The following is a 15,907-nucleotide window of genomic DNA, read 5'->3' on the forward strand; positions in this document are numbered from 1 at the left end:
GTTGCCACAGAGTTAGTATCAGCGGTTAACGAATTTTGACCATTATCACCCCGGGTACGTATCTGGGAAATGGTAAAATGGCGTTCGAACACAAAGCAACTTTGCCGGGCAGATCAGATTTCTTTCTGACTGACGTTACCGACATGGCGGTCCATTATACGTCTGTCGGTTCCGTTCTTTATACAACTTCGCGGTTTGGCGGCGGCGATTTGCTGGCTTATCGGATCGTCGCGGATGGGGGGCTGACCCAGTTGGACAGCCGTGCCATCGCAGGTGCCGCGCAATCGGGGTCCGTCAACAAGATCACGCTTGTTGGCGACAGCTTGTATTTGACGGGTGTGCAGAATGCCGCGCTGACGAAGATCGACCTTGCCGCCGATGGCAGCTTCTCCTCTGTATCCGCCGTCACAGGTGCAACGTTGCCTCAGCAGATGCTGGGGGCCGAGGTCGCAGTTGTGGGCGGGCAGGCATATTTATACGGAATTACAAGAGGTTCGGATACGGTAGGGACCTGGCGTATCAACGCTAACGGGACTGTCACCGAGGTTCAGAATGCAGGCGTAGGATCGCAATCACAGGCCGCGCTGACCGGGCTTAGCGTGGCGCATGTTGGTGGCACGCCGCAGCTTTTAGTGGCCTCTGCCTCGGAAAACGCATTGATCAGCATGACGCTGGATAGCAGCGGCCGGCCGACCGAGGCTGCGCGCATCTCTGCCGACGATGGGGTGGGTATCGCGGGGCCCAGTGCGGTTTCGGTCGTCGCGATTGGCGGTCAGTCTTTTGGGGTGATGGGATCATCGGCCAGCGGGTCCCTAACAGTGGTGCGATTGGGCGCTAATGGAACGATGCAGCTGACGGATCACCGGCTTGATACATTGAACACGCGGTTTGATGATGTAACGCTTTTGGAGACTGTCGTTCACAATGATCGCGCTTACGTCGCAGCGGCGGGCGCTGACGATGGCGTGTCAATTTTCGAGCTGTCACCAGATGGGCGGCTTGTGCACCTCAGCACCATCGTGGATGCGCTGAATACGACGCTGGATGCCCCATCCGCGCTTGGTTTTTCTGTTCAGAATAACGCGCTGCATCTTGCGATAGCATCCGGTGTTGAGGCAGGTTTAAGCACGTTTACCCTCGATATCTCGGGTCGGGCTACACCGATTTATGGCACGGGGGCCGCCGAAAACCTGAACGGCACGGCAGGCGATGATTTTCTGACGGGCAATGGGGGAAACGACACTATATCGGGCGGTGTTGGTGATGACTTTCTGGCGGATGGCACTGGGGCTGATCTGTTGACGGGCGGCGGCGGGGCCGATCATTTTATCATGACTGCTGATGGTACTGCCGATACAATCAGCGATTTTGATACCACGCAGGATACTCTTGATCTGTCAGGGTGGTCGCTGGTGCGCAGCATTCCAGTATCCATGTTTCAGTCGACCAGCAACGGGGCGGTTCTGACACTGGGTGACGAAAGTTTGACCATCAGAAGCGCAGATGGGAATGCGATCACTTACGAAGATATGCTTCCCCGGATCACATTGGCCACGTCGTATATTCCGCAAAATATGGTGTTGCCCGATGAGCCAGATAGCCCCGTTACACCGGTGAACCCTGTTGCATTGAACCTGATGGGTACCGCCGGGAATGACCGATTGGACGGCGACGCCGCGTCGGATCTGCTGCAAGGGCTGGCCGCAAATGACACCGTATATGGTATGGGCGGCGATGATACGATCAGGGGCGACGAGGGGGCTGACGATCTCTATGGGAACGCGGGCAGCGACGTGGTGGAAGGTGGAACAGGTAATGACCAGCTATGGGGCGGTATCGGATGGGATACGTTGCGCGGCAATGACGGCGACGATTTCATGTGGGGCGGCGACGGGTATGATGCGCTGGGTGGGGGCGACGGGAACGACGTGATTGTCGGGAATAGTGGCGCTGATCGACTGTATGGCGACGACGGCAATGACGTACTGACCGGCGGATTGAATGCGGACCAATTGTGGGGCGGCAATGACAATGACACATTGTCCGGTAGTGCCGGGTCCGATGACTTATTCGGAGGAAGCGGAGATGACTATCTGTACGGAAATGCGGGTGCTGATGAGCTGGAGGGCGGAAATGGCGACGATCAGTTAGCGGGCGGAGTTAATAATGATACGCTTGACGGCGGTTCCGGTAACGATCGTTTACAGGGCGACAATGGGTCAGATATCCTTGATGGTGGGGCCGGGAATGATCTGCTGAAAGGGAACGCAGGTCATGATACTTTGGATGGCGGGGCTGGCGACGATATCCTGTCCGGTGGGATCGGTGCAGACCAGTTCTTTTTTGGGTCAGGCCAAGATCAGATTACAGACTTTCAAAACGAAATTGATACGCTGGTTTTGGATGCAATGCTGTGGGGTGGCGGCGAACGGAGCCTGTCACAACTGACAGCATATGCAAGCGTGAACGGCGACGGTTTTGTTTCGTTTGACTTTGGAAACGGTAACACACTTGAGTTGCTGAATGTGACATCTATCAGTGTCTTGGATAACGATTTTGAGGTTATGTGATTGCACGCGCAGCTTTGAGTTTTTTGCAGCTATCAAAGTTCCATAATGTCGCGGTGATAACGGCGCAGAAAGACGAGACCGAAAAAACAAAGCAGAATTGAAACAGCATAGACATAGATCGGGTTTGCATATGTGGCGTGATAACCGTTGTAGAGTCCCGCGCGCACTGTCCCGGTAATGTGGACAAGCGGATTATACCAAAGCCAATCCTGATAGGGCTGCGGCACCGCTTCGAAGGTAAAGATCACACCGGAAATCAACAGCAGTGGCCTGGTGAGAATGCTGTACATGCGCTGCCAGATTGGAAACATGGACATCAAAAAGCAGTTGAACGTCCCAAGCCCCAGCCCAAAGCAAGCAGTCATCGAAAGCGCAGACATGATCGGTTTCCACTCAAGTGTGGTTCGGGTTTCGAAGATCAGAGTGATGCCAGAAAATACAATAACGCAGACAAGCATCTGCGTGAGAAAATTCAGAATAAACCGCCCTGCGATGGCATCAATAAATGTTACGCGGGGGTAGGCAAGCAATTGTTTTGAATAGTTAATTGCCTGCGCTATTTTTGTGCTGAGATCGTTGAACATTAAAAAAGGCAGCAGACCGGTCGCATAGAACATTGCAAAATTCGTGCCCAGCATCGGATTACGAAAGCCGATTGAAAAAATTGCCGACAGTAGCGCGACGCCAAGAACCGGTTCGGCCAACGCCCAAAGATAACCGCCTGGAGATCGGCCATAGCTTGTCGTCATTTCGCGCAGTATCAGGGCACTGATTGTGCGCGCCGCCATAAAATACTGTGGGCGGTTTACAGGGCGTAAATTTGGGGTGATGGGTTTGACGGCCATTAGCCAGTTCTGTTCACGCTGGTATCTGGCCGGCATTCTGCGGCCCAGCTATCGGGAACCATCCCGCCGAACCGGCCGTGAATATAGTCATATTGTGTGGCAAAGGCATTGCAGAAATCCGCGCGAATTTCCGCGGGCATGGCTGCCGAAGTGCCAATATTACTATGGTTTTGCGGTTCGATTTCGATGGGTCCAATCCCAAGAAAACCGCATAGGCTGTTCATGCTGGCCGGGTTAAACATGTCTTCATAAAATACATACTTGATGCGGTCTGGCGGTATCGCTTCCTCAAGCTCGACTATTGTGCGTTTGTAATCAGCGCGTTCAATCTTTGGCAGGCGGCCGCTTTGGATCAGGTGCTGAGCGCGGGCTATGCATGCATCCTGAAACGAAGTTGCGGGCGGGGAGGCCGCTTTGATTGCCATTCTGATTTGCGACCACATCCGCGTGACCGGGTCTCGTAGGATGAAAATGAATTTTGCTGACCCGATCTGACCCATTTGCGCAAAGGTTTCACGGTCCAAAATCGCGTAGGCGGGGGTGATATCACAGACGACTTGCTGATCTTTATAATGTTCAAGCAGATATTCCAGATACGCGGAATGATCATTGGGTTCACATGTGTAGATTCCCAAAAGGTCTGTAAGATCACGTAACTGGCGCAGGTTCGCACAATTTCGGTTACCAAGTTGCGGGATCAACCGCTTGGCAATAATTGTGGCGGCCTGCACACGCATGTCTAACATCTGCTGCCCTTTGCCAGCGATGACGTCAAAATAATGCAGTTCTTTGTTGCGCGAAAAATGTATTTGGTCACTGCACCGCAAGGCATCATACAGCCATGTCGTTCCGGCTTTTTGCGCGCCAATGCAAAAAACCATTGTGGCTGTTGATGGAAATGCAGGATTTGGCATGAAATGTCACCTTGTCCAAATGCGTGAGATCAGGGTTTCATATTGTAGCTGTGCAGTTCTATCGCTTCGTTAATATCGTCAAAGTAAAACAGTTTACCGTTCTCGAGCACCGCGCCGGCGTCGCAGATTTCGCGCATTAACCCCATGGAATGGCTGACGAAAATAGATCCTGACCTCGACATCCGGTCGGCAAATACATTTTTGCTTTTGCGTTTGAATGCGGCGTCGCCCACGGCCGTTATTTCGTCAATCAGATAGGTATCAAAGGTCAGGCCCATCGATACTCCAAAGGCCAGTCGTGATCGCATGCCTGACGAATACGATCTGATTGGCGCATGAAATTGCTGTCCCAACTCGGCAAAATCGGCGACATATTCCATCAGTGCATCACTGTTCGCACCGTATATACGTGCGACGAAACGGGTATTCTGGGCCCCGGTCATATCCGGGTGAAATGATCCTGAAAACCCGACCGGGAACGAGACATTTCCATCGCTGAGCACCGCGCCGGAAGTGGGGTCTGCCGTGCCCGCGATAATACGTAGTAAGGTTGATTTACCCGTCCCGTTGCGCCCTAGCAAACCTACGGAAACCCGGCTGGGGAAAGTCGCATTTATGCGATCTGCGACCACCTTGCGATTGCCGTTAAGGTAATAGGATTTCGATAGGTTTTGCAGAAGGATCATCGGCTTTTTCTAGCGTCTATCCCTTAATGAATAGCCAACCATTACCATGATCGCCCAGATCAGTAGGCTGAACAGCGCTACAAGCGCAATGGTAAGCAACCGGTCGGGGTAAATCGACGTTTCAGCAAGGGTTGGTTGGATGTGAGCGGCTAAATACCGGCTTTGGCGGCGCGATTCCGATACGGCAACATCATAGGCGATAAGGGCCGCGGCATAGGATTGCTCGGCGAACTCGCGATCAACCATGAGGCTTTCAAACTCACCCACCAGATCGACCAATGGGTTGTCGACACTCCCGTCTTCGCTACCGATCCCCAGCTTTGCCCGTTCTTGCTTTAGCCGCTGTTCGATCACGCCTTGACGCCGGATGGCTTGTTTGACACGGGGGTCTTTGGGGCTGCTGATCTGGCCAAGCATATCAAGACTTATAAGGGTTTCTGCCAGTTGCATCTCAAGCGAGGATAGCAATCCCGTCTGTATCGAAAGCGTCGATTCGGGGGTGACCACCTGATGCAGGTTGCGAAACTTGGTCATATCTGATCGGGCGATTTTTAGCCGCTGAACCGCGGTCTCGAGCTCCTCTCGAGCCAGCCGCGTCGCATCCTCGCGGGCGATATCGGACAATCTGTTGATCATCCTGCTGCTTTCATCATAGATAAAACGCGCGATATCTTGGGCGTCTTGCGGGGTGAACGCTTGGACTTCAAGTTCGATCAGTCCGGTGCTGCTGTCGTTATATACGCTGACCATGCGCAGCCAGTAATCGGTCAAATCTTCGATTGATCCGGGCGGGTGGTAGCTGAAAACGGGGTCGATGTCCGGATCTGCCTTTGACCACAGACGGCGTAGATCAAGCGCGTTATCGACGGTACGCACCAGATCCTGACTTTGAATAAACTCGTAAAGAATATCCTCGTCCGGGGAGCCGGAACCCGGCAGCTCAGCCATGCCGCCCAAAAGCTCAATGGCTGAACTCGAATCCTCGGCACGGACCGAAAAACCCGCGACAGAGACAAATCGATCTGCCGCGCGTTCCCATAGGTACCAAGCTGCGATCAAGTTTGTACCCAAGACGCAGATAACAAAGCTTAAAAAAATGAACCGGTGGCGGGGCTTGATGCGGGCCGGACGCACCGGAGGGGCGACTACGTCCGGTGTTTGAGGGACCGCAGGCAGGTTTTGGTTAGCTTTCTCAACATTTAATTGCCCTCTCGCGGCAAGCGCGGCCTTTTTGATGTCGCGCTGTTCTTCTACACGCGCCAGCGCTTCCTTGCGCTCGCGGATCTTCAACGCTTTGCGAACATCATGGGGAAGGTTTTCGGCGCGTTCAGCAGCCTGGCTTTGAAGGGGGTGTGTGCGTGCCATCTGCTAAGCCTGCATACCGAATATTAATCGATCTGTGGTTTCTGGTAGCTGGGTGATTGTTGGTGTTAGGGGTTTGGGGCTGTGGAGTCGCCACATATTCATATTTTGCTGTGCACGAAAAATGGTGGGCCGTATATTCAGGCTCAGCTTGAGTCCATTCTTGCCCAAACGCATCAAGACTGGACCTTGTGGATCAGCGACGACCGATCGGATGACGATACTTTGGTGCATGTCGGCGGGTTTGCTGCCGACCATCCGGACCGAGATATTCAACTGGTGACGGGGCCGGGCCAGGGGTGCGCGCGAAACTTTATGTCGTTGCTGTCGCGCCCCGAATTGACGCGGGCGTGGGTCGCATTTGCCGACCAGGACGATGTGTGGATGCCCGATAAACTGGCGCGGGCGGTTAATATGATTTGGCGTGGGACGGGGGCGCAGATCTATGCCTGCCGCAGTATCTTTACAGATGCCGCCCTGAACCCGATCGGCATATCGCCGGATTATCAGCGCCCTTTCGGCTTCGGAAATGCATTGGTTCAGAATATCTTGCGTGGCAATACGATTGTGATGCCCCCGGATGTGACCGAATTGTTGACCAGCACGTTGCCCCTCGTGCTGAATGAGGGCGTCCCCTTCCATGACTGGTGGGTGTACCAGACGGTGACCGGGGCCGGATTTGATGTTATTCATGACGCGAGGCCCGGGCTTTTGTACCGGCAACATGACAACAATTTGTTGGGCTCCAACCGCAGCCATGCAGGACAGCGCGCCGCAATTGTGTTGCGACGCGTGTTTGCGGAATGGGTGGATCGCAATGTACGCGCCCTTTCGGACTTGTCGCCAATTCTGACCCGCCAGAACCGTCGAGTTCTGTTCGATTTTATCGACTGGCGGGCGCAGCCGGCATCGGATGGGCGGGTAGTCCCGAAATCGATTGGTGTTTACCGCCAAAGTCTGGGTGGGGATCTTGCCCTGCGGGCGCTGGCAAGGTTGGGAAAGCTGTGATGCGCGGTTCATAATAAGACCCCATGCGTGCAAAGCCGCTGCATAAGTTCGACATCAGTGGCGCAAAAGTCTGCCAGCTTTTGTTTGTTCGCGTCGCTTTCGATCTGGCCGAGGAGTTGGGGCCATCGTTTAGATCCTTGGGATTTCGGTCCGACATTCACCCGCTTGTCGACAATTGAAATCTGTTGGCCGGTTAGCTGGGCGATGTCTTTCTCAAGCGCCATGAGGCTTTCGATGGCATAAACGCGGTCAAGCTGCGCGGCGCCCTTTTCTGCTAAAGCTAACTGCTCGCGGGTCGAGATATGCGCTATCTGCGCGGCCCCACGAATTTTGCGTGTCGCGAAATATGCGCAATAGAAATTGTCGTAATGATCACGGATGAATTGCTGCCAATTCGCGTCCCCACCAAAAAAGTAGTCATCCACCATTCGTTCCTTGATGGTTTTTAATCCGATATTCTCTGGAGCGTTCAGGGTGTCGAGATCAGTATCCAGCGATTTTTGAAGCAGATAGAAATAAAACGAGGCAATTCTTTCGAACGGATCGCGCAGGATCGTAAAAGCGAAACAATCAGCGTCGAATTGGTCCAAACCGGCCCAATCCAAGTGGCCGGAATAGAGTGTGTAACCGGGGGGGAATTGCCCGTCGTCAGGTGCTTGATTGTGGACTCTGACCGGCGATGTCTGGTCTTCACCCACAACGCGGGCAAGCTCTGAATGGACGGTTTGCCCGGCGGTTTTCGGGATATGAAGAAAGATGATTTTCTTCATGATGCGTCGCTTTTTCTTAGGTCAATTTTCTCAGGTTCGTAGGGGGGTGTGTCCCCAAGCATCTGGTGGATACCCTTGCAAAACTCAGCCGGGTCGGACGGGTCCAGATGATCCATTTGCCACGGGGCAAACTGCCACCACTGACTGCGCAGCATGGGGGTGATCAACGTGGCTGGCAGCCGCATCTTTTTGATGCTTGCGGGGTTTCCGGCGACGACGGCAAAGGCCGGGACATCGCGTGTCACAACAGCATGGGCACCGATGATGGCACCGTCACCAATCGAAACACCAGCGGCAATATAGGCACCATGGCCAATCCAGACGTCGTTCCCCACCTTCGACATTTTTACCTTTGTTGGCGGTCCTTCGAAGGTGAACTTGTAGTTGTGATAATGTTCAGCTGCTGCAAACCCGTCTCCGAGGTCAAACAGCTTGTCACCCAGATAAAAGGCTGGGCTCGTCGATGCCCAATGTGTCGGGTGGTTCTGCCGCCCGATTTGAACGCTCTCGCCGAATGAACAATACCGCCCAATGCGCGCGGCAAAACAGTATCCCGAAACCTGATAGGAAAATGCACCCAATTCGAGGGAATGCTCATATTGCGTCCATTTCAAACTGGCAGGTGTTTCAATAATGCTGTGCTCGGGAAGCTTCACGTTGGGGCCACCGCGGTTCAAGACCTCTACCCCAGCAGCCTGCAATTTTTTGATTGGTACCGATATCTGGGGCATCACGCGGCGCTTTCGATCGAGTACGGTGTCTTGCGGAAATGATCCTTGAGGTTCGCGTTTTGATGCTCGCCTTTGGTGAACGGGATCGGGAAACCATTGTTCGCCTTGGAGACAGCATCGCCCTGGGCACCTAGATCAAAGGCGTGAACAGGTAATCCGGTGGCCAACGCTTCGTGCGTCGTAAACGAGAAGGTTTCAGGCCATATCGAAGGGATAAGCCAGTCTGTGATACCGTAGCGGTCGCAAATAAGTTGAAGGCTTTCAATCTGGTAACGCCCATGAACCGGAATGGAGGAAGGTATCGGGTATGCGGCGTCAAAATTCCCGATGATGGCGAGACCGATATCGTTTTGATCAAGTGTCAGAGCAAGGTCGTGGATAAGTCCCGCACCTTTCTGCAGACCAATATCACCAAGCACGCCGATGACCCGCCGCGTGTGGGTAGGGCGCGACTGAATAACGGGGACCTGCTGTAAAAGCTGATGCGGATTGATTGAAATCTTGTCAGAGATCGCGGGATAGGCCGTCTTCACGATCTCTGCGCTGTTGGACGAAAATGTAATGATGTCTTTCGTATGGTCTAACAGGTAAGACCAAGATTTTTGCCAATCCTGCAGTGGTATTTTCTGAGAGTCTGAGAGGTCCGGGCCATCGTGAACTGTTGGAACACCATGATATATCCCGGCATCATCCAGCAATGTGTAAGACGGCGAGATGATGAAATAGTCATGCACCAAAACCTCGATCGTGTGACGGCCATTATTGCTCAGCTTGTACAGCGCATCGGGTAAAGATGCCGGATCACTGTCGCCAACGCCGCAGGAATATATGATGCGACGGCGGGCGATTGGGGCCAACATCTGCAAAACATAATCAAGGCTGTCAGTGTGACCGGAAGTTGTGCCATCGGGTGTGACAAGCTCGATCTGCCATCGTTGTTTGCCGCCGACCCGTAGTATCACTGCTGACCGTCCCAAGGCGTGATGTTTTGTTGTGATCCGATTGGCAAGATAGGCCTCGGCACCGCCGCCCATACAATGCGCAAGGTAGATCGATACAGGATAGGCGTCCTGCGCGCCCAGCCACGCAAGACTAAGCGCCAGCCTCGTTGAGCGTAGCGGGTCAGACTGAATAAAGCGTTGAACATCATTGTCAAAATGCGGAAATCTGTGCCTGACCTTCCTATTGTTTTCCGCAATGAGTTGTTGTTTCTTTTCGCTCCCAAAGCTTTCACCGCCACGGTGTTCAACGAACAGATTACCAGCGCTTAGATGTTGGCCGCCCATTGCTTTAACTCGCTGGCACCAATCAACCTCTTCCCCGTAGCCACGCCCGTACACCGTGTCAAAACTTGGGTTCTTGGCAAGATATGCAAAGTTGATTGCCATACAGAAACCCACGCCGGTGGGGGTTTCAATCAGTCCTGACGCTTGATTTAGAGATGCCGCTGTTTGATCAATTATGTCGCCTTGCCGGGTGGTTAATTCCTGAGGTTGGCAAATCAAAGGGACCGAAAAAACTTCGGCATTGTTTGACATGGGGGTGACGGTGGCGACGTGCTTGCGCAGCTTGATGGGGGCGATCAGTCGCGAGGCCCAATTGGCGGGAACCAGCGCGTCGGAGTTCAATAAAACCACCGGATTGGTCCACAACAGCGCCTGCTCAAAGGCGCGGTTTACACTACGGATAAAGCCGAGGTTTTCCTTATTTTCTAATAGGATAACCTGCTCTGAATTATTTGTTTTCCACTCCCTAAGAAACGGGAGTACGCGGCTATCTGTCGATGCATCCTCGACCAAGATCAAACGCCAAGACAAATCAGTATGGTCTTTAATGCGCCTGAGCGCGTCTTGAAGCAGATCAAAAGCATTAAAAACAGGCATTATAATTGTAATGCTGTCGTCTGGTTTAAACGGAGAAGGGCTATCATTTTCGCGAAATAATGCGGGATCAAGCGCGAGAGAGGTTGGCGCGGTGGTCAGGCGTAGCCCTTGTTTTATGCGCGCGCGATATTTCGGATCGCGGGTAGCAAGCCAGCCGATTGCGGACGGTGTTTGAATGAGCATGAGCCAAACAAAGGTGAATAAGATGCGCATCTGAATCCAGCGAATACGCTTTATTGGCAGTGGCCGGCCAATCGTTTGTTGCGATGGATCTGCGCCGTGAAGCACGATGCCAAGTCTGGCGACGTCAGCGAGGCTGAAGGGGCCCAGCGGTACAGAAAAATCAAAACCCAAGTGGGCATCCAGCCCATATGTCTGGGCCACATCATCGCGAAGAAGGTCGGGCCGGGCGCTGGCGGTGAACCCGTTCATATGTAGCACGACCTCGGTCGCGCCGGACCAGCCTGCAACCCGAATATGCCCACCGGCCACCGTCATAAGGTCGATCGCACCAATGATCTGACCATCAGATGCGTAAAACGCGTGCGGCTTTCCCTCCGCTTTCAGATGCGCGGAAATGTAGCGGGCAAAAAGAGCGGCGAGCTGTTTATACAAAATCAGCCTTTTCGATTCTAAGTTCTTTAGATTGAACTTCAGATCAGCACGCGCGTACTTAAGGTGAGGTTAAAAGCGCAAGGAGCCGCCCTTTGAGCGGGCGCGGAAGCCTTTATTGTAGGCACAGGGAAAAACCCCCACGCCACATTGCAAAGCTTCCGTGCGCCTGCCCTCAATACTCGATGCAGGGAATGACGGGTTTGAGGCCAGATTTTCTGATTGCCGGATCGCAGCGCAAACCGGCTTCCCTACAAAACTTCTAAAAGTCCAGGTTTTCCACGTTTAGGGCGTTTTTCTGGATGAACTCTCGGCGTGGGTCGACGACATCGCCCATCAGCTTGGTAAATAGATCATCGGCCTCGGCCATGTCTTCCACGCGAACTTGCAACAAGGTACGTGCGTCGGGGTCTAGCGTTGTTTCCCACAGCTGGTCGGGGTTCATCTCTCCCAATCCTTTGTAGCGCTGCAGGGATAGTCCTTTTTCGCCCTCTGCAAGGATGGCCTCGAGCAGGTCCATCGGGCCGTAGATCATTTGCGAGCGGTCTTTGCGGACAAGCGTTGCCGGAAGGTTATAGACCTCCTGCAGGTGCTGCGTGAAGCCGCCAGAGCGCTTGGCCTCGCCGGAGCGGAGCAATTTGCCGTCAAGGGTACGCACCTCTTCGACGCCGCGCAGAATGCGGGCCAGACGGACACCGTGATCTTGGGTAATCCGGCCTTGCCAGCCGCGTTCCCATTCCAATGCGATCAGGTTCAGACGCTCGGCCACCTTGTCCGCGACGCCTTGCAGGTCGGAATCCACCGCACCGGGGACAAAAGCGCCTGCAATTGCGGCTTGTTCCAGAATGTGATGGGGGTAGTGCGTTGGGAAGGCTTCAAGCACCCGGCGCATCTGACGTGCCAGATCGACAACGCGTGCCAGATCCTGACCGGTGATTTCCTCGTCATTGCCTTGCCGCAACATCGCGCCATCAATGCCTTGTTGGATCAGATAATCCTCCATGGCGGCTTGGTCTTTCAGGTACACCTCGGACTTGCCGCGCGACACTTTGTAAAGTGGCGGTTGGGCGATATAAAGGTGACCATTTTCAATAAGTTGCGGCATTTGACGATAAAAGAATGTCAGCAACAAAGTACGGATATGCGCGCCGTCGACATCCGCATCGGTCATGATGACGATCTTATGATAGCGCAGCTTGTCGATGTTGAATTCGTCGCGGCCAATACCGGTGCCAAGCGCCATCACAAGGTTGCCGATTTCCTGAGAGCCAAGCATCCGGTCGAAACGTGCACGTTCGACGTTCAGAATCTTACCCTTCAGCGGCAGAATTGCCTGTGTCTGGCGGTCCCGTCCGGTTTGGGCTGAGCCACCAGCGGAATCACCCTCCACGAGGAAGAGTTCGGTTTTCGCTGGGTCTTTCTCAGAGCAATCCTTGAGCTTGCCAGCGAGGAAATTCACGTCCATCGCTGTTTTGCGGCGGGTCAGATCGCGGGCCTTGCGTGCTGCCTCGCGGGCGTGAGCGGCCTCGATGATTTTGCTGACCACCATCTTTGCGACTTGCGGGTTTTCTTCAAACCATTCGGCTAGTTTTTCGTTTACCAAACCTTCGACAGCGGGGCGCACTTCCGAGCTGACCAGCTTGTCTTTGGTTTGCGAGCTGAATTTTGGGTCCGGTACTTTGACCGACAACACGCAGGTCAACCCCTCGCGGGCATCGTCGCCGGTAAAGGTGACTTTTTCCTTTTTCGCGATGCCAGAGGACTGTGCGTAGTTGTTGATCGTACGGGTCAACGCGCCGCGGAAACCGGCCATATGTGTGCCGCCGTCGCGCTGTGGAATGTTGTTGGTAAAGGGCAGGACATTCTCGTGATAGCTGTCGTTCCACCACATGGCAACTTCGACGCCGATGTCGTCTTTCTCTCCGGTGATGAAAATCGGTTCCGGCATGACGGCAGATTTCGAGCGGTCGAGATATTTAACGAATTCCTTAACGCCGCCTTCGTAATACAGCTCGGTGCGCAAGGGTTCGGCGGGGCGTTCATCTGTTAGGATAATGCGCACGCCAGAGTTCAGGAACGCCAGTTCGCGCAGGCGCTTTTCCAGCGTTTCAAAGCTGTAGTCGAGGTTCGAAAACGTCTCGGTCGACGCCATAAAACGCACTTCGGTCCCGGTACGCTCGGTCGGTCCGACCACTTTCAGGTGTTCAGTGGTGAACCCCCCCTCGAACCGGGCAACATGTTCCTTGCCCTCGCGCCAGATGCGCAGTTCCAGCCAATCGGACAGGGCGTTTACAACCGAAACGCCAACGCCGTGCAGACCGCCGGAAACCTTGTAAGAGTTGCTGTCGAACTTACCGCCAGCGTGTAGCTGGGTCATAATAACCTCGGCTGCGGAAACGCCTTCTTCTTGGTGAATGCCGACAGGAATACCGCGGCCGTTATCGCCGACGGAAACCGAGTTATCGTCGTGAATTGTGACGTTCACAGCATCGGCGTGGCCGGCCAAAGCCTCGTCGATGCCGTTATCGACGACCTCATACACCATATGGTGCAGACCAGAGCCATCATCCGTGTCACCGATATACATACCGGGACGCTTGCGAACAGCTTCTAACCCTTTGAGAACTTTGATAGAATCTGCACCATATTCCTCTGGAATCTGATCTGAGTCTGACATTCTGGGAAACCTTCTTTTGTTACCCATTTTATAGTGGTTTTTGCCACTACTGTCACGTCCTAGCCACAAGATTTTGTGTTAAAGGAAAGGGATCAAGAGCCCCACCAGAATAAGAAGGCTACCAGCCACAATATTGATACGTTTCAGGGTCTTGGGATTGGTCATCAGCCTGCGCATTTTGCCGACAAATCCTGCAATGGCGAGGTTGCCGATCAGCGGAATTGCGACAGAGACGAGGATAATCGCCGCGACGTCCGGCCAGGTGATAACCCGCAGGTCGAAAAAGCCGGGTAAGACGCCCATATAGAACAAAACCGCCTTGGGGTTGCCCAAGATCGCCAGCAATCCGGCGGCAAACCCAGACCAGGCACCGGGTTTTGTCAGGCGGCTGTCGCGGTCAATCTTGTCACCGGCATTGCGTATCAACAGGCCGCCCATGACGATGAAAACACCGCACGCGATCCAACGCATGCCAAGCATAAAAACGTCAAAGACCGACAGAATCCAGCTGATGCCCAGCACCGCGACCAAGGGCCAGACCATGTCGCCAACAGACACACCCAAGGCAAGCGGCCACGCGGATTTGAACCCGCCGGACAATGCGCGCGCCATGATGGCCAACCAGACAGGGCCGGGTGTCAGGAACAGGATAACCAAAGCGCTACAGTAAAGCAGCAGATCGGGCAGGGCGATTGTCATGGCTGCATCCTTACGTCAGAAATGCCATCGGTTTCAGTGACTTCAAGGGTTTGCGTGCGATCGCCCAGCGTGTCAAATAATTCCGCCCCGGTTCCGGTCATCCACGCCTGCGCGCCAAGGGCTGCAATTTCGTCGTAGAGCGCAGCGCGGCGGTTTGCGTCCAGATGCGCCGCGACTTCGTCTAGCAAAAGCAGCGGCGGGGCACCAAAATCGGCGGCCAAGGCGCGGGCATTCGCAAGGATCAGCGACACAAGCAGTGCCTTTTGCTCGCCGGTGGAACAGTCACGTGCGGGCACGTCTTTGGCGGCATATACCCCCTCAAGATCAGCGCGGTGCGGGCCGATCAAGGTACGCCCCGCGGAAAGGTCGCGCATCCGGTTATCGGCAAGTGCTGCGCGCAGCTCTGCCGCCGATGTGGGCATCTCGCAGACCAGCGTGAGCGTGGCGGTTGGGAATGCGGTTTCCGCCTGATTTTGGGCTTCGGTAATGGCTTCGAGCGCGGCCAGCCTATTGGTATGGATTGCGGCCCCGGCTTCGGCAAGCTGCTGTTCCAAGGCGATGTACCACGACGGCTCGCGCACCATATCCTTCAGCAACCGATTGCGTTCGCGCATGGCCTTTTCATAAGCAAGGGACTGTTCCGCATGATCCGGCAGAAAGCTGAGCGTCATTCTATCCAGGAAACGCCGCCGCCCTTCTGCCCCTTCGATCCACAATCGGTCCATGGAGGGGATCAACCATAGTATACGAGCGATACGACCAAGCCCGGTTTGCGGGGTGGCTTTGCCGTCGATGCGCACTTGCCGTGCGGCTCCGTTTTCCGACCAAACCTCGATCTCGTGAACCTGACAGAGCGAATGCACGACGGCCGTCAATTTCCAGCCAAGCGCCTCTGGTCGGCGGGTCATGTCGAGGGCGCTGGACCGACGCAGGCCGCGCCCGGGGGACAAAAGCGAAACAGCTTCGAGAATGTTGGTTTTACCCGTGCCATTGGGCCCGTGAATCGCTACGGAGCGCGCATCAGTTTCGATCACTGCGCGTTTATGCGACCTGAAATGCGACAGCATCAAATTTGAGATAAATAGCTGTGTCATCGGTCAGCAACGTTTTCTTTCAAAGAAAACGGACCGGAATTTTTGAAAAATTCCGA

At 54.3% G+C, this 15,907-nt stretch carries 12 protein-coding genes; 2 read left to right on the plus strand and 10 right to left on the minus strand.

Features of this window, described 5'->3' with window-relative positions; translation table 11 throughout:
- The first annotated feature begins 35 nt into the window (after nt 1-35).
- The gene (locus BM347_RS10075) at nt 36-2,570 is read left to right on the plus strand and encodes a calcium-binding protein (RefSeq protein WP_245764240.1); all 2,535 of its coding nucleotides are present in this window, start codon (nt 36-38) and stop codon (nt 2,568-2,570) included.
- A 32-nt stretch (nt 2,571-2,602) separates the two neighbouring features.
- On the opposite strand, the gene BM347_RS10080 is transcribed toward BM347_RS10075, so the two are convergent.
- From BM347_RS10080 to BM347_RS10095, 4 genes are read right to left on the minus strand one after another with little or no spacing between them, the layout of a single operon-like run.
- Entirely contained in the window at nt 2,603-3,415 is an 813-nt protein-coding gene (locus BM347_RS10080; RefSeq protein WP_245764241.1) for an ABC transporter permease, read from the minus strand.
- Nucleotides 3,415-4,329, minus strand: coding sequence for a sulfotransferase (locus BM347_RS10085; protein ID WP_093916339.1), 915 nt, complete (start codon nt 4,327-4,329; stop codon nt 3,415-3,417). The genes BM347_RS10080 and BM347_RS10085 overlap by 1 nt, the downstream gene beginning before the upstream one ends.
- Before the next feature lie 29 nt (nt 4,330-4,358).
- Nucleotides 4,359-5,015 (minus strand): ABC transporter ATP-binding protein, encoded by a 657-nt coding sequence (locus BM347_RS10090; protein ID WP_093916340.1) that lies wholly within the window; start codon nt 5,013-5,015, stop codon nt 4,359-4,361.
- A gap of 9 nt (nt 5,016-5,024) precedes the next feature.
- A complete protein-coding gene (locus tag BM347_RS10095; protein ID WP_093916341.1) occupies nt 5,025-6,380 on the minus strand; it encodes a KpsE/RkpR family capsule polysaccharide export protein in 1,356 nt (451 codons plus the stop codon).
- 81 nt (nt 6,381-6,461) lie between these two features.
- Here BM347_RS10095 and BM347_RS10100 point away from each other — a divergent pair, with 81 nt between their 5' ends.
- A complete protein-coding gene (locus tag BM347_RS10100) occupies nt 6,462-7,385 on the plus strand; it encodes a glycosyltransferase (RefSeq protein ID WP_093916342.1) in 924 nt (307 codons plus the stop codon).
- Between the two features lie 8 nt (nt 7,386-7,393).
- Here the strand turns inward: BM347_RS10100 and BM347_RS10105 are convergent, their stop codons facing one another.
- The 6 genes from BM347_RS10105 to recF all read right to left on the minus strand — a co-directional run bounded on the left by BM347_RS10105 (nt 7,394) and on the right by recF (nt 15,851).
- On the minus strand, nt 7,394-8,155 hold the full coding sequence (locus tag BM347_RS10105) for a sulfotransferase family 2 domain-containing protein (protein WP_093916343.1): 762 nt from the start codon (nt 8,153-8,155) through the stop codon (nt 7,394-7,396).
- Nucleotides 8,152-8,886, minus strand: coding sequence for a CatB-related O-acetyltransferase (locus BM347_RS10110; protein ID WP_093916344.1), 735 nt, complete (start codon nt 8,884-8,886; stop codon nt 8,152-8,154). The genes BM347_RS10105 and BM347_RS10110 overlap by 4 nt, the downstream gene beginning before the upstream one ends.
- Entirely contained in the window at nt 8,886-11,384 is a 2,499-nt protein-coding gene (locus BM347_RS10115; RefSeq protein WP_093916345.1) for a glycosyltransferase, read from the minus strand. The genes BM347_RS10110 and BM347_RS10115 overlap by 1 nt, the downstream gene beginning before the upstream one ends.
- A gap of 259 nt (nt 11,385-11,643) precedes the next feature.
- On the minus strand, nt 11,644-14,058 hold the full coding sequence (gene gyrB, locus BM347_RS10120) for a DNA topoisomerase (ATP-hydrolyzing) subunit B (protein ID WP_093916346.1): 2,415 nt from the start codon (nt 14,056-14,058) through the stop codon (nt 11,644-11,646).
- A 78-nt stretch (nt 14,059-14,136) separates the two neighbouring features.
- Complete coding sequence (locus tag BM347_RS10125; protein WP_093916347.1) at nt 14,137-14,757, minus strand: LysE family translocator; 621 nt, start codon at nt 14,755-14,757, stop codon at nt 14,137-14,139.
- Nucleotides 14,754-15,851: a DNA replication/repair protein RecF gene (gene recF / locus BM347_RS10130; RefSeq protein ID WP_093916348.1), complete on the minus strand. Its 1,098-nt coding sequence runs from the start codon at nt 15,849-15,851 to the stop codon at nt 14,754-14,756. The genes BM347_RS10125 and recF overlap by 4 nt, the downstream gene beginning before the upstream one ends.
- Between the last annotated feature and the right edge of the window lie 56 nt (nt 15,852-15,907).

This window comes from Sulfitobacter marinus (assembly GCF_900116285.1).
Lineage (GTDB): Bacteria > Pseudomonadota > Alphaproteobacteria > Rhodobacterales > Rhodobacteraceae > Sulfitobacter > Sulfitobacter marinus.